This is a genomic window from Micromonospora sp. NBRC 107095, from assembly GCF_030269705.1.
GTDB lineage: Bacteria > Actinomycetota > Actinomycetes > Mycobacteriales > Micromonosporaceae > Micromonospora > Micromonospora parva.
Genome location: NZ_BSTU01000006.1, coordinates 118,005 through 135,504 on the forward strand (window position 1 = coordinate 118,005; position 17,500 = coordinate 135,504).

Here is a 17,500-nt window from a genome sequence, read left to right on the forward strand (position 1 = left end):
CTGGGCCGACGTCAGTCGTTGACGGTGATGCCCATCGACCGGGCGGTGCCGGCGATGATCTTCTCGGCCTGCTCGATGCTGTTGGCGTTGAGGTCGGCCATCTTCTTCTCGGCGATCTCACGGAGCTGGCCGCGGCTGACCGCGCCGACCTTGTCGGACTGCGGAACGCCAGACCCCTTCTGCACACCGGCGGCCTTGAGCAGCAGCCGGGCGGCGGGCGGGGTCTTCAGCACGAACGTGAAGGACCGGTCCTCGAACACGCTGATCTCGGCGGGGACGATGTCGCCCCGCTGGGACTCGGTCTGCGCGTTGTAGGACTTGCAGAACTCCATGATGTTCACGCCGTGCTGGCCGAGCGCGGGGCCGACCGGCGGCGCCGGCGTGGCCTGGCCCGCCGGCAACTGAAGCGTGAACGTCTTGACGAGCTTCTTCTTCGGAGGCATGTCACTTCCTGGGGCTTGGAGCTGGGAAAATGCGGCTGTCGCCGCCCTCGGGCGCGCACGGTCAGCGCGATGGGACAGCGGCGACATTCAAGGGTAGCGCAGGCCGCAGCCCACTCGTCCGCCGAGGTCGAGCGGGAGCGCGTACGCCGACGTCGGCGGCGGGCCGGACCCGCCGCCGACGACCAGTCAGATCTTGGCGACCTGGTTGAAGTTGAGCTCCACCGGAGTCTCCCGACCGAAGATCGACACCAGCACCTTGAGCTTCTGCTGGTCGGCGTTGATCTCGCTGATCGTGGCCGGCAGCGACGCGAACGCGCCGTCGGTGACGGTGACGGAGTCGCCCACCTCGAAGTCGAGGACCTTGATCTCCGGCTTCGCCTTCTTCTGCTCGGTCTCGACGGCCGGCGCCAGCCACTTCAGCACCTCGTCGAGCGAGAGCGGAGCGGGCCGGTCAGCCCGGTCGGTGGCGCCGACGAAGCCGGTCACTCCCGGGGTGTTCCGGACACACGAGTAGGACTCGGCGGTCAGCTCCATCCGGACCAGGATGTAACCCGGGAAGACCTTCGCCTGGATCTGCGAACGCTTACCGTTCTTGACCTCGACCTCTTCCCGGGTCGGCACCTCGACCTGGTAGATGAAGTCCTCCATGTCGAGGCTCGTGATCCGGGTCTCGAGGTTGGTCTTGACCTTGTTCTCGTAGCCGGCGTACGAGTGCACCACGTACCAGTCACCCGGCGCGTAGCGCAGCTTCTGCCTCAGCTCCGCGACCGGGTCGTAGTCCTCGTCCGGTGCGGGCTCGGTCGTTGGGAAATCCGGCTCGCTGGCGGCCTCAACCGACTCGTCACCAGCCGCCGTCGCGACCGTGGACTGCTCGTCCACCGGTCCGGCGGTCTCGTCGTACTCAGGCACGCTCGCTCACTTCCGTCACTATGGCTGGAGGCAGCCGGTCAGTCCGAGTTGCCAAAGACAAACAACACGACCTTGGCGAAGCCGAAGTCCAGCACACCCACGATCGTCAGCATCACCGCGACGAACGCCACCACCACGGCGGTGTAGGTCAGCAACTCCTTGCGGGTCGGCCAGATGACCTTACGCAGTTCGGCTACAACCTCGCGGAAAAACCGGGCGATGCGCCCGAAGACGCCCACCCGACCCGTTTCCGACCGGGTGGTCGGCCGGCTGTCCGCCGACTCCGCCCGGGCGCGGGACCGCGTGGCGGTGCCGCCCCGGGAAACCGGCTCGTCCGCGCCGGAGGCGTCGTCGTCGGCCACGTCGTCGACGATCTCGTCGTCCAGACGATCGTCGCCGTCGTCGTCGCGCCGCTTGTTGTCGGCCACTTCGCCCTCCGTCGCGGAATCTTGGGTCGCACGCCGAGTGGCGTACGCGGCGCTGGTCACGCCGGCCGGACCCAACCGTCCCGCGACGGGCCGCGGCCGGTGGATCAGCCGGAGGGCCCGATTGCCTCGGAACCACCCCGCCGATGCCACCACCACGGGCCGGACGCCGCCGAGCTGGCGGCGCGACCCACGGGAACGGTCAGGCCTGAGGCGCAGGGGTGACAGGACTTGAACCTGCAGCCTGCGGTTTTGGAGACCGCTGCTCTGCCAATTGAGCTACACCCCTATGCGGCAACACTCGCCCCACGCGGCCACAGACGACCGAGCAGGGGTCACTTGCCCCACGGCGGACCAGTGTACGGGTAGCCGCCCGACTTTCCCAACCGGTCTCTCCGCCACGCGTGGCGGGCTCCGCTCAACGCGCCGACCGGATGGTTGCCCGCGCCTGTGACAGCACCTTTTCCCCCACGCAGGTGGCCGTCACCTCCAGGCGGGTGAGGCCGTCCTCGGTCACCTCGCGGACCCGCGCGGTGACCTCGATCTCGGTCCCCTGGTCATCGTCCGGAACCACCACCGGCCGGGTGAACCGCACGCCGTACTCCACCACCGCGTCCGGCGAACCGGCCCACTCGGTGACTGCCCGGCCGACCAGCGCCATGGTGAACATGCCGTGGGCGATCACCCCGGGCAGACCTACAGAGGTGGCGACCCGGTCGCTCCAGTGGATCGGGTTGAAGTCGCCCGAGGCGCCGGCGTAACGGACCAGGTCCGCACGGGTCACCCGAAACGTCTGTGCTGGCAACTCCATCTCACGCCTCCCCACGGATGACATACCTGGCCCAGACCGCCACCACGGGCTCCCCGCCGACGGTGCTCACGTCGGTGCGGGTGGTCAGGAAGCCGTGCCCACCCCGGGTGCTGACGTCCTCGATGGTGTTGGTGCAGACCAGCTCGTCGCCGGCGAACACCGGCCTGGTGTACGCGAACCGCTGGTCGCCGTGCACCAGGCGGCTGTAGTCGACACCCAGGGCCGGGTCCTCGATGATCTGGCGGCTCGCGGCCATCGTGACGATCACCGGGAAGGTCGGCGGAGCCACCACGTCGGGGTGGCCCAGCGCCTGCGCGGCCTCCGGGTCGTGGTGGGCCGGATCGGTGGCGCCGATGGCGGTGGCGAACTCGCGGATCTTTTCTCGGCCCACCTGGTAGGGGGCGGTCGGCGGATAGGTCCGGCCGACGAAGGAGGCGTCCAGAGGCATGCGGCGAACCTACACGGAAAGCCCAATCGCCGACCTGATCGGTAGGCGGCGGCGGAGCCGCACCAAACCGGTCAGATCGGCGATCAGAAAAGCCTCGACGGTGGCCGGCCGAAGCCGGCCAACGATCAGCGGGTCTCGCGGTGGACCGTGTGCCGACCGTCGCGCGGGCAGAACTTCTTCAGCTCGATGCGGTCGGGGTCGTTGCGCCGGTTCTTGCGCGTGATGTAGTTGCGCTCCTTGCACTCCACACACGCCAAAGTGATCTTCGGCCGGACATCGGTAGCCTTCGCCACGGCGGAGTGCCTTCCTCGCTAACGGAAACAACTACGACGCGCCAGCCTAGACGCTGACAGCGCGGACATGCAAAGTGGGCGCCAGAAGCGCCCATTCTTACGACCACCGGCAACTAGCCCGGAAGACGAGAGTAGCGGTGGCCGGACTTGAACCGGCGACACAGCGATTATGAGCCGCTTGCTCTACCATCTGAGCTACACCGCTGCGATGGGTCCAGCTGAACCCTCGAGCCCCCTTACGGAATCGAACCGTAGACCTTCTCCTTACCATGGAGACGCTCTGCCGACTGAGCTAAGGGGGCCTGCGCGATCTCCCCGTGGGGCGCGCAGGAGTAAGAGTACACGGCCCGGCTCGACAGGTGAAATCGGATCCCCCGTGATCGTCCGCGCACTGCTCAGGGTACGACTCGAAGGCGCGGCAGCTCCCCGTTGGAGATCGTCTCCGGCTCGACCTGGGCACCGAACCAGGCAGCCAACCGCTCGTACGGCAGCGGCCTGCTGAACAGGAAACCCTGCCCGATCTCACAACCGATGTCCTGGAGAAGCTCCAGGGTCAGCTCGCTCTCCACCCCCTCGGCCACCACCGCAAGGCCGAACTGCTGGGAGAGAGTCACCACCGCGTTGACGATCGCCAGGTCCCCCGGATCGGTCGCCATGCCCTGCACGAAGGAGCGGTCCACCTTCACCTCGTGCACCGGCAGCCGCCGCAGATGCGCCAGGGACGAGTCGCCGGTGCCGAAGTCGTCCACCGACAGCCGTACGCCGAGATCCCGCAGCCGTTTCAGGGTGGGGATGGGCCGGTCCGTGCCGTCCAGCACCCCAGACTCGGTGATCTCCAGGGTGAGGCGCTGTGCCGGCACCTTGTACTCGGTCAACAACTCCTGGACCCGGTCCGGGAAGTGCTGGTCGATGAGCGTACGAGCCGAGAGGTTGACCGCGATGGGCAGCGGCTGGTCGGCCAGGGCCCAGTCCCGACTGCGGCGCAGGCCCTCGCGCAGCACCACCTCGGTGAGCCGGCTCAACTGGCCGGTGTGCTCGGCCACCGCCACGAAGTCCTCCGGTGCGACGGTGCCGTGCGCGGGGTGCTCCCAGCGGGCCAGACACTCGACACCGACCAGGCGCCGGTCCCGCAGTGTCACCTTGGGCTGGAAGTAGACCTCCAGCTCGTCCTGGTCCAGTGCTCGGCGCAGATCGCCGGCCAGGCCCAGCCGGCGCAGTGAGCGGGACTCCAGCGCGGGGTTGAACAGCTGCACGCTGCCCGGCACCGACTTGGCCGCGGTGGCCGCGAGGTCGACCCGAAGCAGCAGGGTCGCCGCGTCGCTGCCGTGATCCGGGTGTACGGCCACCCCGACGGCGGTGTTCACGTCGAGAGTGAGCGCGTCGAAGACCATTTCGTCGCGGATCTGGTCGCGCAGCTGGGCGGCCAACTCGAGCGCGGCCTCGGCGCTCTCCAACCGCAGCGTCACCAGGAACTCGTCCCCGCCGGCTCGGCCCACCAGAGCCGACGACGGTGCGCTGGCCCGCAACCGGTTGGCGACCTCGGTGAGGACCTTGTCGCCGGCGGCGTGACCCAGGGACTCGTTGACCTGGCGCAGCCCGCCGACGTCGAAGAGCAGCAGCGCCACCACCTCGCCCGGTGCGCGGATCTTGACCGATTCGTCCAGCGCTCCGGTGATCCGTCGCCGGTTGGGCAGCCGGGTCAACGTGTCGTGGTGCGCGTCGTGCCGCAGCCGGTCGACCAGTCGCGAGTTTTCCAGGGCCACTGCCGCGTGCGCGGCGACCGTCTCGAAGATGGGGATGTCGCCACGGGTGAAATGACCGACGTCGCTGAGCCGGTTGGCGACCTCCAGGGTGCCGATGACCGCCTGGCCGGACCGAAGCGGCACCACGATGACGTCCTTGATCTTGCCGTGGCTCAGCGCCTGACGCTCGTTCGCCTTCTCGTCGAAAGCGCGCCCCACCGCGATGGTCCGCCCCTCGTCCGACGCGCGCTGGCGAAGGGACGCCGGCGTGGGTACGACGTCCAACAGACCCGAGTCGTCGACCCGGGCGGTGAGCAGCACCTCAGGATGGCGGCCCTGGGCGGGCAGCCACAGCGTGGCGTACTCGGCCTGCATCAGGGCCCGGACCCGACCCAGGAGCGCATCGACGAGGGTGCCGTCCTGGCCGCGCTCCCCGATAGCGCGGGTGAGGTCGTACATCGCGGCGAGCGTCCGGTGTTGCCGGAAGAACTCCGCGTAGGAGCGGTAGACCAGGACCAGCGCCGCACCGAGAGCGGCCAGCAGCACCAACGACCACCAGGTGGTGGTGACGGCGATCAGGATGATCAGACCGAGCGAGACGTTGATCGCCGCGGTGAGCAGAGCGGGACGTGCGGTACGGAGAGAGTCCCGTCCCGCCTGCCAACCCTGTAAAAGGGTGTGCACGCCGACGATGCCGAGAAGGCTGACCAGGATCACCGCGGTCACGGCCGCGAAGAGACTCAGCCAGGTGCCGGGGTCGTCCACCTCCTTCGAGGGCGGTAGCGCCTGAAGGAGGAGGACGGCGAGAGAGGTCCCGGCGGCAGCCTTTGCCACGTTGAACCAGAACTTGACAGGCGCGAACCGGTGCCGCGTCTGCGTGAGCATGGACGCCACCGTGTAGATCGCGACGACGGTCAGCGGTGGCAGCAGGAACAGCGCTAGTACCAGCGGAATCTCGGTCAGGGTCATCCCGAACGACTGCCGCCGGACCACAAAGTTGAGGACCGGCATGCCCACGGCGGCCATGGCGACCAGCAACAGGAGCGCGAGGAGCCAGTCACCGAAGGGCTGGGACGACACCAGCCCCGTGACGATGGAACAGATCGCGGCGAAGAACACCAGTGGCGCGGTGATGAACCATGCACGATCCGCCGAACGACGTCGCGATCGATCACGCGGAGCCATACCGCTCCCTACGGCGCCTGCGGTTTACCGCCCTTGGCTTGGGGTGAGCTGAACGGGTCAGCGACCGCTGCCGACGATAGTGCCTTCCGGAGCGACGGTCCAGATGAGATCGATGGCCTGAGCTCCGCGAGCACTGCTGTCATAGAGGCCAGCGGGGAAGGCGACGATGGCAGCGGCAGCAAGAACAAGGAGGAGAGACCCACCGAGTCGGCCTAGCCTTCGACCAGACATGATCGCTCCTGTCGGGAGATGTACAGCGTTGATGGAGGTTCCACGATCGTGCCACAGCGCGGGCAGCCAGAGAAGTGGTGGTCGCCCGACTGGCCCCACCGTCTGTTACTTCCCGCCGTTCGGCCTACCGCCCCCAACGCACCGGGCCAGATCACGAGCCTGCAGGTCGCTTAACCGTTTCACCCAACGCTGAATGCGACCTTCACCGCAATTCGGGTCCAGCTGTAGGCACTGCCACATCCGGTACGACGGTCACCGTCAGCAACGCTCCACAGTCCGCGACGAACGTGCGCCTCCGATCCGGCCATCGACCACCATACCGGCTCTCCGCCATCCCGCCAGTACCTCGTCGGGTTCATTTCAGTTTGGTGGTCAGCAGAACAAACACTGACCACGGGCAGGATATGCGCAGCTAGGCGTGGAATTTTCATCGATGATTACAGATGCAATCGGCACCGGTGTGGCGAAGTCGCCTTCGATGTGAGCGCCGGCCCACCGCCAAGCGCACCAGCACCGACCACCGCGACGCCCCCACCTCGGCGGCAACCCACTCAGGCTCGCCCCCGGTCGTGAAGTCCCTGACCGGGAGGGTCAGGCGGTCAGACGACTTCGACCGCAGGCCCGTTGCCCTCGAAGCAAAACAACAAGACACCCACGGCAAGGCGGCATGGAAGCGGTAAGGACTCGCGAGGCCGCCCGGAGCGCGCGATCACCCACCGCCACATCCAACAGCGATGGAGAGCACGGACAGCTGTCCCGCCCGGAACGCGGTCAGCTGCTCGGTCGTCAGTTGGTACGACATGGGTGGATGACTCGCCTTCCAGCGGTCGACGTGCACGAAACAGCCGTGCCAACGGCCGTAGCCGATCATTTCGAAGTCAGGGAAGGCCGGATCCGTTGCTGGGGCGCCGACAACGAGCCCTGGTCCGGACACGCGGGCGACGGCGTCGTCGTCCGGAGGGCCGACGAAGATCGCGACCGCGGCGCGCTGCTCGGCGGGTGCTGTACCAGGATCGGTGTAGTCGTGCACCCGCTCGTAACCGCGCACGCTGATCTGAGACACATAGCCTTGCGCCTCGGTCGCAGGGGCGTCTCTCACCTTGAGTACGCCGAAACAGCAGGCGGCAACGGCGACAACCGACAGCAGCCAGATACGACGGCGTCGCGAACGAACTTTGACGTGTGTGTCAGTGGCATCGTCGGATCCCGGCACGACGACACAGTAGGCCGGCCGACCGGCGCACGGTGGGAAGCAAGATCAATAGCGCCGAACGGACGGGCAACCAGCCTCCCCGGACGTCTACGACTGCCCGATCCGGAAGACCGCTCTACCACCGCCCGCGCCATCGCTGTTGCAACTTCGGCCGGTTGCCGGCGGTCAGGCAAGTAGCGCCCGCAGCTGTCCTATTGCGTCCAGCACCTCGGCGCGGTGCTTGCCATCCTTGATCCACGCGGGCAAGCGCTCAACCAGGGTCTGGCTTCCCATGTACTGGCCGCGTTCCCGCAACCTAGCGGACACGTACGCCTCCAGCAGGTCCAGGTGCTCGGCGTTGTACGCCCAGAGCACTCGCCCACGGCACTCGATCGAAATCCAGAGGGGTAGACCGAAGTACGGGTCGTTCGGGCCCGAGAACTCAGGCAATGCGCGCGCGTTGTTTGCTAGGCGAGGAGCCTCCCAGAAATCCGTATACGCGCAGCCCAGACAACTGAGCCGACGACGAAGCCAGAAATCGGAACTGTCGGCCGATTCAGGGTCAGGACGGACCGATGCCCGTCCGGCACAGCGTGGGCAACGGACGAGGATCTCGCCAGCAGACAAGCCGGTCAGCCAGGACCTCGCATCGCGAAAGCGTCCTGCATTCGCTTTCTCGACGGCTGTCATAGATCAACTCTACAGCCATCGATACAGCCAAGACCGCCGCCAACCGCCGCGACGGATTTCCCGGGCGTCAGCGCGCTTGGTCGGGTTAGCGCCCCTGAGCTGCTTCTTCTTCCTCAGCCGGTAGCGCAAGCCTGTCGGTCGCCCACCATGTGCCCCCGCTCACGCCTTCGGCAGAGACAGCCCGTCGGGAGGAGCCCCACCAGGCCAATCGCCGAATTCAGGCGGCACGTCGATGGACGCCTTGTCAAGCCACACCTCCCCACCATTGAACGTCGCCCCGGCGAAGGACACCCGCCCGCCGCTGAACGTCGCCCCACTGAAGTCCACCCGCCCACCATCGAACAACGCCAGGTCGAAGGACACCTTCCCACCACTGAATGCCGCCCCGCCGAAGGACACCTCACCACCACTGAACGCCGCCATGCCGAAGAACACCCGCCCACTGCTGAACGTCGCCCCACCGAACTCCACCCGCCCACCATCGAACAACGTCCCGCCGAAGAGCACCTCACCACCACTGAACGCCGTCCCGCCGAAGGACACCTCACCACCACTGAACGCCGCCACGCCGAAGTTCACCCGCCCGCCCCTGAACGCCGCCCCGCCGAAGAGCACCTTCCCGCCGCTGAACCTCGCCACGGTGAAGTCCACCCGCCCACCGCTGAACGTCGCGCTATCGAAGGACACCTCCCCGCCACTGAACGTCGCCCTATCGAGGGACACCAGCCCGCCACTGAACGTCGCCCTATCGAAGGACACCAGCCCGCCACTGAACGTCGCCCTATCAAAGGACACCAGCCCGCCACTGAACGTCGCATCCGAGAAGTCGCCACCGTCAAAGACTGCGCCAGTGAAGTCAAAGTCGAGACCGCGCCATGATGTCGGCTCCTCCTCGGCTAGACGCAGATGCCTGCCGATAAGCCGGATGACGGTATGACGTACCTCCCGCTCCTCACTAGCGGTCCGGGCCGTCTGTGCGTCCACCATCGGCACCGGGTCATTGCCCTGCGTCGGCGCTTCGCTCGGAATCTCCGGCGGCGGCGTGTAGGGCATACGGATGTAGGCGCAGAGGACTTCGATGCAGGTCTGCCGCCCTTCACCCCAGTCATCAGCAAGACCGGCCATGGCGTAAACGCCGGCCAGACGTACCGCCGCCTTCTCCGACCCGAGTTGCTCGGACGCCTTGGCGAAGCGTTCGTTGAACAGGCGGACACCGTTGCGGTCAGTCTCGATCTTTGCCCGATCGTCGGCGGCCACAGCGAGAGCCTTGGTGACTTCGGCACGCAGATCAGCAGTGTGCGCCAGTTGGTGAGCGAATTCCGCGAGCCTGTTGGTGTGCTCCGCGACCCGCTGCCGACGGTAGGCGACCACCAGGGCTGCGACACCACCGATGCCCGCCACAACGGCGAAGACAAGCTTCAAGAGGTCGAACAGCGTGGCCGCTGTGACGGTTGCACCCTGCTCAAGGCCAGGCCAACCAGCGAAGCCGAGCGCCGCAGCTATTAGGCCCCCGACTAACAGCAACGCAGCTGCGACAGCCAGGGCGATTGACCGACGGATACCCCAGAGGCGCAGCTCTGGCACGGGACTATCACTGGCTGGAATTGAACCAACCGTGACGCGGACCTCGGAGCGGGTTGAGTCGTGCGGTGCGGGCAACTCCACCCTCTCCTTCTAGCGCACCTCGTCCACCTCAACGCTCAGCAGGGACACTGCCCAGGCCAGCGGCAACGTCAGCCGAGAGCGTCGCCGATCTTGTCGTTCATCGTGTCGTCGCCGCCGTCGATGCAGTTGGCGTAGACGCGGAGCAGGACGGCGACGCCGTGGCCCAGGCGCCGGGCGACCTCGGTTGGCGGGACGCCGGCATTCAGCCAGAGCGAGGCCACCGCGTGCCGCAGGTCGTAGGGCCGGCGGACGAGCGGCGAGGCAACCTGAGCTTCGGCCAGCGCCTTCTCGCGGGCGCCGCATGGTCGGGTGGGATCTCCTCGGACCAGCGGCGTGGGTTGGGACCGTAGAGGTACAGCGCGTCACGGAGCAGGGTGTCAGTTGGTCGGCCCCGCTTGGCCGGGCGGGTCAGGGTCACCGTTATCGAGGTCAGCGCCTCGACGATCGAGCGCCGGGTCTTGGCCGCCGCCCGAGGCCACTTCATCTCGACGTACGCGCGGCTGTGCGCGTACCAGGTGGTGGGGTTCTTGGTTCTGGCCTCCGAGACCGGGCGGCCCGTGGCCGGGTCGAACGGCTCCCCCGCGTTGGCCGCCTGGACCAGCTCGGCGCGGAACGAGTGCGCCAGGGCCTTGGTACGGAACAGGTCCGACGTCGACCGGCAGGAGTAGATCGACCGGCCCAGCACCTGCCCACAACCAGTCATCAACGACTGGACTCAGCCGGACTCGGCTAGATCAACGACAACGGCCCCTGATCAGCATCTCTGCTGGTCAGGGGCCGTGTCTGCACCTGGTGGCGGGTAGAGGATTCGAACCTCTGAAGCTTTCGCGACGGATTTACAGGGCGTCGGTAATCTTGGCTGAGTCAGTGCCACTGAACTGCTGTTTCTCGCCGCCTCGCCGACGCCGGCCGACCAGCCGCCCACCATGTGCCCACGCCCACGGCACGGTGCCAGGAGACGCCTGATGTTTCAGGCCGCCCTCCATTCGTCGGTCGCGCAACCGACCTCGAAGCTCCACCAGCCCTCTGCCTCGCCTTGTTGCAGGGTGGCCTTGATGGTCGGGAGGTCTGCACCTGCCGGCAAGGTGAAGGCGACAAGTGGGAGTTCCTTGCTGAACGTCTCGCCGCCAAGGCCGAAGGGCGCCAGGCGGTCGTAGACAGCTTGAGCACTTGGCCCGAGCGGTCCACGGGGGTTGGGCAGGACCCTTACCGTGCAGTTGCCCGACGCCTCGACCCGCCCGGTTGCCCAGCAAAGTCCGTCCGGACTCAGGGTGAAGCGCACCAGGTCGCCTTCAGCAACGCCGTCTTGAAGGAACGGAACGTTGCAAATGCGAGCCGTGTCCGGGCCCGCAGCGACACCCCACAGGCCCTCGGTGTCGTAAGGAAGCCACCCTTCCCGCGGCACGAACTTGAACCAGATCTTGATGAAGTGATCTCCAGCAGGTGAGTCGCGCTCCGGTGCGGGTGAAGACATGCCGGCATCATTCCCGGTCAGGGCGAGTGCTCGCACCGCACACCACAGCCGGACGATCTCAGCCGGCGAAACGCCGAACACATCCGGCCGGCGCGCCGATATCTCGGAGACAGCGCCACGCTGATAACGGACCATGTACCGATGCACAACGAGGATGCTCTGACCCGCCTCCAGGACGCCGCCACCATTTGGAGCATCGGGCAGGGCACGGCAGCCGAGGTAATCGAGGCTGCCTGTGACTGCCTCGTGGCAGGCGTTGACAGCCCCTCGTTGTGCATCCTGGCCGGGGTCTCGCCCACCGCTACCGATCAGGATCTGCTCCAGTGGCTTGAACCCACCCTCGACGAGATTGGCCTGACCTTCTACCCCAGAGGCAGCGAAGATGTTGAGGACGCCGCCGTACGCATCATGGCTACCAAGCTTCTCGTCGGCGCCCTCTCCCCGCGCGAGCTGGCTCGCTGGACCCATTCGGTCATCGGACATGACGGCACACCCCTCGCCGAGGAGTTGGTCATGCTCGACGATGTGTACGACACGCTGGAGTACGGCGAGGAAACCGAAGCGGAGATCCACGCTCGCGTTTTTGCCGAGGCCCGCCGCTTGACCGCCACAGACGTAGCCACCCAAGGCACCGACTCCACCGGCTGACTCTGGCAGGGTCACGCCAGAGCCTCGCCGATCTTGTCGTTCATGGTGTCGTCTCCGCCGTCGATGCAGTTGGCGTAGACGCGGAGCAGGACGGCGACGCCGTGGCCCAGGCGCCGGGCGACCTCGGTCGGCGGGACGCCAGCGTTCAGCCAGAGCGAGGCCGCCGCGTGCCGTAGGTCGTAGGGCCGGCGGACGAGCGGCGAGGCAACCTGCGATTCGGTCAGTGCCTTCTCGCGGGCGAGCTTCCACCACCGGTCATAGACCGACTCGGACAGCGGCCCACCGTGCAGGCCCCGGAAGAATCGACCGTCCGGACCGACTCCGTGATTCTGGACGTGCGCGCACAGCAGCTCGACGAGCCGGGGCGGGATCGGGACCGTCCGAGTCTCCGCCCTCCCCCGGTGCTTGAGTCCGCGCCGCTCGTGGGAGCCGCCATCATCAGTCCAGTGCGACCCGGCACGCGGCGACGTGCCGGCGAGCACCAGGCGGCCCCAGCGATGTTCGATCTTCTCGTGCTCGCAGGTCCGGGAAGGCTCGACCACCGCCAGGTCGTCGAAGTCGGCCCCGCAGGCGGCGCACCGGCCGGCAAGGTCGCAATCCTCCCGCCGTAGGTCCGCGGCTCCCGAGGGACGCATCCCCGCGTAGTAGAGGCAGCCGAAAAACGCGGTGACCTTGTCGGCGCGTTTGCCGAGAGACTTCACCGCTTTTAGCAGCGTGGCAACCTGGGCCGGGTTCGCCACCACCCGCCGGTCGATGGACTGTGCGACCTCGGGCGCGGTCCACTGGACCCGGTCGACCGGGTTGGAGGCGATCAGCTCCAGCTCGACGGCGTACCCGAGCACGTTGTAGAAGGTGGCCCGCTTCCGCTGGACGGTGGAGGCAGCCGCGGGCTTGCCGTCGAGGCGTACGCAGAGGCTGTCGAGGACGCGGCGGACCATGGCGGGCGAGTCCAGCTCGACGACCGGGAGGGACGCGGTTTCCAGCCAGGCGAGCGCCCCTGCGTGTTCGGGCGGGATCTCGTCGGACCAGCGGCGCGGGTTGAGTCCGTAGAGGTACAGAGCCTCACGGAGCAGCGCGTCAGTCGGTCGGCCGCGCTTGGCCGGGCGGGTCAGCGTCACCGTGATCGAGGTCAGCGCTTCGACGATCGAGCGCCGGGTCTTGGCCGCCGCCCGGGGCCACTTCATCTCGACGTACGCGCGGCTATGGGCGTACCAGGTGGTGGGGTTCTTGGTTCTGGCCTCGGAGACCGGGCGCCCGGTGGCCGGGTCGAAGGGCTCCCCCGCGTTGGCTGCCTGAACCAGCTCGGCACGGAACAAGGCGCCGCGCTCCGCGCGGCGCGGGCGGTAAGCCGGCCGGCGGCAAGCCGCCCCGGCCGCCTCCGGCGCCGGGGCGGAGAGCCACCGACTACCGCCGGACCGCTGCCCCGAACCTCACTGATCCAGGGCCAGCACGACCACGCAGGCGACACGGAAGCCGGCAGGTCGACCTGATCGAGGGCCAGGGCTTCCGACTGCCGCGCCAGTCCAACCCCGGGACTGGCTTGCCCCCGGGCTGCCTCCGCAGCCAGGTAGGCCCGGCAGCAGCCTCAGCCGGTTACTCCAGGTCGGCTCGCGCCGGGCCGCCAACTCCCCCGGAGCACGTACGTTCGCAGTCTCAGAGGAGCTGTGAGAGGCAAGATCGACCTGCCCACCATCTGCCCACAACCAGTCGTCAACGACTGGACTCAGCCGGACTCGGCTAGATCAACGACATCGGCCCCTGATCAGCATCTCTGCTGGTCAAGGGCCGTGTCTGCACCTGGTGGCGGGTAGAGGATTCGAACCTCTGAAGCTTTCGCGACGGATTTACAGTCCGCTCCCATTGGCCGCTCGGGCAACCCGCCAGGGCACCCCACCGCGTCGCAACGCGGCGGCGGAAGCAAGAATAGCGGCTCCCCCCGGCACCGACGCAACCGGGTACCGTCAGGGGGTCGTGCCGCTGGTCGGCGGCCGACGGCAGGCCCAGACCGCCGGACAGCAGGAGCAGAAACATGGCAGCGAACCCGTCGTTCGACATCGTGAGCAAGGTTGACCGTCAGGAGGTCGACAACGCCCTTCGGCAGGCGGAGAAGGAGCTTGCGACGCGGTTCGACTTCCGCGGCACCGGCGCTGAGATCTCCTGGTCGGGCGAGGAGGCGATCGGTCTTCAGGCGGAGACCGAGGAGCGTGTCCGTGCCGCGCTGGACGTGTTCAAGGAGAAGCTCGTCAAGCGGAACATCTCGCTGAAGTCGCTGGATGCTGGGGAGCCGCGCCCGTCGGGCAAGATCTTCAAGATCGACTGCAAGGTGATCCAGGGCATCGAAGCGGACAAGGCCAAGGCCATCAGCAAGAAGATCCGCGACGAGGGTCCCAAGGGCGTGCAGGCGCAGATCCAGGGCGACCAGTTGCGTGTGACCGGCAAGAAGCGCGACGACCTGCAGGCCGTCATCTCGCTGCTGAAGGGCGAGGATTTCGGCGTCGCCCTTCAGTTCAACAACTACAGGTAAGGCGACGACCGCCGCTCTCAAGCTGACGCCGACCAGCGGGGCTGGCTGAGGTGGGGCCGAAACCTGGACCGTCACCAACCGGCATGCATCCGACGCCTACGCGGGGGGGTTTGCCGCGAGCACCTGCCGGGCGGCTTCGCCCATGGGGTCGTCGCGGGTCGGCATTTCTCCGGACTGCCGACCGCAGGTCTGGCTGTCAGGGCCCCCACCCCCAGCTGGCCGGTACGCCGTCACCATGCGGCGATCGAGAAGGTCACGCCCGGGAGGTACCCGGGCCTTACCCGGCATGCCCGGGCCGGCTGTTGACCGTACCCGTCGACCGCAGCCTCCTCGGGTTCCTTGAAATCGGCGTATCCGCCCCGCGGGGACAGCCCGATTTCCAGGAACCCGAGTGGATCAAGCCGCCCGCACCGCCGGCGAGCGGACCAAGCCCGCACCGCCGGCCAGCGGACCAAGCCCGCACCGCCGGCCAGCGGACCAAGCCCGCACCGCCGGCGAGCGGACCAAACCGTACGGAAGACAAGCCCGCACGGAAGACCGCCGGTCAGGCGGGGACGGGCTGTTCGGTGCGTACCGCTGTGGTTTCCGCGCGGGCGATGGGCCCGGCGGGCAGTGCGGCGACCACGGCACCGACGGCGACCGCCGCCCCGGCGAACAGGAACGCCCAGCGGACGCCGCCGGCGTGGTCCACGATCACGCCGGCTACCGAGCCGCCGGCCGCGCTGGACGCGACCGCGACGGTGACCACCCAGGTGTACGCCTCGTTCAGCATGCCGGTCGGGGCAATCCGGCCGACCAGGGTGTTCTCCAGGGTCAGCGCGGGCGCGATGGTGGCCCCGCCAGCGACCAGGGCGACACCCAACGCCAGTGGGGTGGGCATCACCGCGAACACGGCGAAGGTGGCGGCCAGCGCGGCGAGCAGGAGGGCGAACTGCCGGGTCATGTTCGGTGCTGGCCTGCGGAGGCCGAACCAGAACCCACCGAGGGCGCTGCCGATCCCCCAGACCGCGAGGAGCAAGCCGGCGAGGCTCTCCGGGTCGCCGGTGGTGTGGTCGCTCGCGAACGCCGGCACGATCACCCCGGCGGCACCGAACGCGATGCCCAGGCCGGCCACGCAGATCAGCAGGGCCGGGAAGCCGGGAACCCGCAGCGGGCCCAGCCCGCGGGCGTGGTGTTCGCGCGGGTGCGGGCGCCAGCCGCGCATGACCCGGCCGAGGGCCACGGCGGTCGTGCCGACCAGGGTGACCACTGCCGCACCGATCAGCGCGGCCGACGCGTCGGCGACGAGGACGAAGCCGGCGACGAGCAGTGGGCCGAGGACGAAGACGATCTCGAAGAGGGTGGTCTCGGCGGCCAGTGCCGTGTTGCGGAGGTGGGAACGGCCGGAGTTGGGGCCGGTCAGGTCGTTCCAGGCGCCTCGGATGGCGGCGGTGAGTGGCGGGTAGGTGGCGCCGGCCACGCCTGCGGCGAGGTAGATGACGGGGAGAGCGTCGTCGCCGGAGCGGCTGGCCAGCAGCAACCCGATGAGCGCCAGCGGGTGGGCGACGGCGGTGAGCAGCAGGACGGGGCTGGGACCGACCCGGTCGGCGATCCGTCCGGCGATCGGGCTGAGCGCGGCACCGGCGAGGGCGTAGATGCCGCCCGCGATGGCGGCCAGCGAGTAGCGTCCGGTCACCTGTTCGACCACCAGGAGCAGCGCCAGGGGGGTCATGCCGATTCCGAGCCGCCCGATGATGCCGGTGACCAGCAGCATGGGCGCCCCGGGGATCCGCCAGACACCCAGGTACTGACGCAGCGCGGTCACCGTGAACCTCCCGAGGGTGTAATGAGCGTGAGCCGTTATGACCCTAACGCCACCGCCGGGCGGGTAGACAACGGAAATACCGCAGTCCGCCCGTACCCGGCGCGACCGGGTACGGGCGGAGGCGGTCGATCAGCGGGTCAGCGCTGGAACTGGACCGGCCCCGAGTTGCGGGCCATCTGCTCCAGCCGGGCCACACGGTCCTCCATCTTCGGGTGCGTGGAGAAGAGCGCGGCCATGCCGCCACCCCGGAACGGGTTGGCGATCATGAGGTGGGCGGTGCTGGTGAGCTGGCCCTGGGCCGGCAACGGCCGGCGTCGGGCCACCGCGTCGATCTTGCGCAGCGCGCTGGCCAGGGCCAGCGGGTCGCGGCTCAACTCGGCGCCCGAGGCGTCCGCCTGGAACTCGCGGCTCCGGCTGATCGCCAACTGGATCACCGTGGCGGCGATCGGGCCCAGGATCAGAGTGAGCAGCAACACAGCCGGGTTCGGGCGGTCCTCGTCGTCCCCGCCGCCCAGCGGGATGAAGAAGGCGAGGTTCGCCAGCAGGGTGATGATGCTGGCCAGGCCGGCCGCCACGCTGGAGATCAGGATGTCCCGGTTGTAGACGTGGGACAGCTCGTGCCCGATCACACCACGCAGTTCGCGGTAGTCGAGGATCTCGGTGATGCCCTGGGTCACGCAGACGGCCGCGTGCTGCGGGTTACGACCGGTGGCGAACGCGTTGGGCTGCGCGGTCGGGCTGACGTAGAGGCGCGGCATCGGCTGCCGGGCGTCGGCGGCCAACTCCCGGACCATCCGGTACAGCTCGGGGAACTGCGCCTCGCTGACCGGTTGCGCCCCCATCGAGCGCAGCGCGAGCTTGTCGGAGTAGAAGTAGGTGACGCCGTTCATGACCAGAGACACGACGACGGCGATGACCAGGCCGCCGCTGCCGCCGAACCAGTAGCCCACCGCCAGGATCAGGGCGCTGAGCAGGCCAAGCAGCGCTGCGGTCTTCAGACGGTTGTGGTGCACGAT

General features: G+C 68.2%; 18 protein-coding genes and 4 tRNA genes. 2 read left to right on the forward strand and 20 right to left on the reverse strand.

The annotated features are described in order from the left end of the window. Positions 1-11: 11 nt before the first annotated feature. The 16 genes from rplK to QSK15_RS26310 all read right to left on the reverse strand — a co-directional run bounded on the left by rplK (position 12) and on the right by QSK15_RS26310 (position 11,643). A complete protein-coding gene (gene rplK, locus QSK15_RS26235) occupies positions 12-443 on the reverse strand; it encodes a 50S ribosomal protein L11 (RefSeq protein ID WP_030329864.1) in 432 nt (143 codons plus the stop codon). 186 nt (positions 444-629) lie between these two features. Then, positions 630-1,352 carry a transcription termination/antitermination protein NusG gene (gene nusG, locus QSK15_RS26240; RefSeq protein WP_285796785.1) on the reverse strand — a complete coding sequence of 241 codons (723 nt, stop codon included), beginning with the start codon at positions 1,350-1,352 and terminating at the stop codon, positions 630-632. A gap of 38 nt (positions 1,353-1,390) precedes the next feature. Beyond that, positions 1,391-1,780: a preprotein translocase subunit SecE gene (gene secE, locus QSK15_RS26245; protein ID WP_030329860.1), complete on the reverse strand. Its 390-nt coding sequence runs from the start codon at positions 1,778-1,780 to the stop codon at positions 1,391-1,393. 213 nt (positions 1,781-1,993) lie between these two features. After that, positions 1,994-2,066 (reverse strand) — tRNA-Trp (locus QSK15_RS26250). A gap of 129 nt (positions 2,067-2,195) precedes the next feature. After that, the gene (locus QSK15_RS26255; RefSeq protein WP_285796786.1) at positions 2,196-2,588 is read right to left on the reverse strand and encodes a MaoC family dehydratase; all 393 of its coding nucleotides are present in this window, start codon (positions 2,586-2,588) and stop codon (positions 2,196-2,198) included. Between the two features lies 1 nt (position 2,589). After that, entirely contained in the window at positions 2,590-3,036 is a 447-nt protein-coding gene (locus QSK15_RS26260; RefSeq protein WP_030329856.1) for a MaoC family dehydratase N-terminal domain-containing protein, read from the reverse strand. Positions 3,037-3,161: 125 nt separating this feature from the next. Beyond that, on the reverse strand, positions 3,162-3,329 hold the full coding sequence (rpmG, locus tag QSK15_RS26265) for a 50S ribosomal protein L33 (protein WP_007073056.1): 168 nt from the start codon (positions 3,327-3,329) through the stop codon (positions 3,162-3,164). A 132-nt stretch (positions 3,330-3,461) separates the two neighbouring features. Then, positions 3,462-3,534, reverse strand: a tRNA-Met gene (locus QSK15_RS26270). A gap of 24 nt (positions 3,535-3,558) precedes the next feature. Continuing rightward, a tRNA-Thr gene (locus QSK15_RS26275) sits at positions 3,559-3,631 on the reverse strand. A 93-nt stretch (positions 3,632-3,724) separates the two neighbouring features. Beyond that, positions 3,725-6,256 (reverse strand): putative bifunctional diguanylate cyclase/phosphodiesterase, encoded by a 2,532-nt coding sequence (locus QSK15_RS26280; RefSeq protein ID WP_285796787.1) that lies wholly within the window; start codon positions 6,254-6,256, stop codon positions 3,725-3,727. Between the two features lie 940 nt (positions 6,257-7,196). Further along, positions 7,197-7,700 carry a hypothetical protein gene (locus QSK15_RS26285; protein ID WP_285796788.1) on the reverse strand — a complete coding sequence of 168 codons (504 nt, stop codon included), beginning with the start codon at positions 7,698-7,700 and terminating at the stop codon, positions 7,197-7,199. 165 nt (positions 7,701-7,865) lie between these two features. Continuing rightward, positions 7,866-8,129: a hypothetical protein gene (locus tag QSK15_RS26290; protein ID WP_285796789.1), complete on the reverse strand. Its 264-nt coding sequence runs from the start codon at positions 8,127-8,129 to the stop codon at positions 7,866-7,868. 399 nt (positions 8,130-8,528) lie between these two features. Beyond that, on the reverse strand, positions 8,529-9,953 hold the full coding sequence (locus tag QSK15_RS26295; protein WP_285796790.1) for a pentapeptide repeat-containing protein: 1,425 nt from the start codon (positions 9,951-9,953) through the stop codon (positions 8,529-8,531). Between the two features lie 149 nt (positions 9,954-10,102). Continuing rightward, complete coding sequence (locus QSK15_RS26300; RefSeq protein WP_285796791.1) at positions 10,103-10,255, reverse strand: site-specific integrase; 153 nt, start codon at positions 10,253-10,255, stop codon at positions 10,103-10,105. Beyond that, a complete protein-coding gene (locus tag QSK15_RS26305) occupies positions 10,237-10,737 on the reverse strand; it encodes a hypothetical protein (RefSeq protein ID WP_285796792.1) in 501 nt (166 codons plus the stop codon). Before QSK15_RS26305 ends, QSK15_RS26300 begins: the two co-directional genes overlap by 19 nt. Positions 10,738-11,004: 267 nt before the next feature. Next, positions 11,005-11,643 (reverse strand): DUF4265 domain-containing protein, encoded by a 639-nt coding sequence (locus QSK15_RS26310; protein ID WP_285796793.1) that lies wholly within the window; start codon positions 11,641-11,643, stop codon positions 11,005-11,007. Positions 11,644-11,649: 6 nt separating this feature from the next. Here QSK15_RS26310 and QSK15_RS26315 point away from each other — a divergent pair, with 6 nt between their 5' ends. Next, positions 11,650-12,156 (forward strand): hypothetical protein, encoded by a 507-nt coding sequence (locus tag QSK15_RS26315; RefSeq protein ID WP_285796794.1) that lies wholly within the window; start codon positions 11,650-11,652, stop codon positions 12,154-12,156. Between the two features lie 11 nt (positions 12,157-12,167). On the opposite strand, the gene QSK15_RS26320 is transcribed toward QSK15_RS26315, so the two are convergent. Both QSK15_RS26320 and QSK15_RS26325 read right to left on the reverse strand, forming a co-directional pair. Next, entirely contained in the window at positions 12,168-13,472 is a 1,305-nt protein-coding gene (locus QSK15_RS26320; protein ID WP_285796795.1) for a tyrosine-type recombinase/integrase, read from the reverse strand. 482 nt (positions 13,473-13,954) lie between these two features. Further along, positions 13,955-14,038: transfer RNA gene (locus tag QSK15_RS26325), tRNA-Tyr, on the reverse strand. A gap of 147 nt (positions 14,039-14,185) precedes the next feature. Here QSK15_RS26325 and QSK15_RS26330 point away from each other — a divergent pair. Then, on the forward strand, positions 14,186-14,680 hold the full coding sequence (locus QSK15_RS26330; protein WP_030329827.1) for a YajQ family cyclic di-GMP-binding protein: 495 nt from the start codon (positions 14,186-14,188) through the stop codon (positions 14,678-14,680). Positions 14,681-15,224: 544 nt separating this feature from the next. On the opposite strand, the gene QSK15_RS26335 is transcribed toward QSK15_RS26330, so the two are convergent. Together QSK15_RS26335 and htpX are read right to left on the reverse strand one after the other, a co-directional pair. Further along, the gene (locus QSK15_RS26335; protein ID WP_285796796.1) at positions 15,225-16,484 is read right to left on the reverse strand and encodes an MFS transporter; all 1,260 of its coding nucleotides are present in this window, start codon (positions 16,482-16,484) and stop codon (positions 15,225-15,227) included. 137 nt (positions 16,485-16,621) lie between these two features. Beyond that, complete coding sequence (htpX, locus tag QSK15_RS26340) at positions 16,622-17,497, reverse strand: zinc metalloprotease HtpX (protein WP_285796797.1); 876 nt, start codon at positions 17,495-17,497, stop codon at positions 16,622-16,624. Between the last annotated feature and the right edge of the window lie 3 nt (positions 17,498-17,500).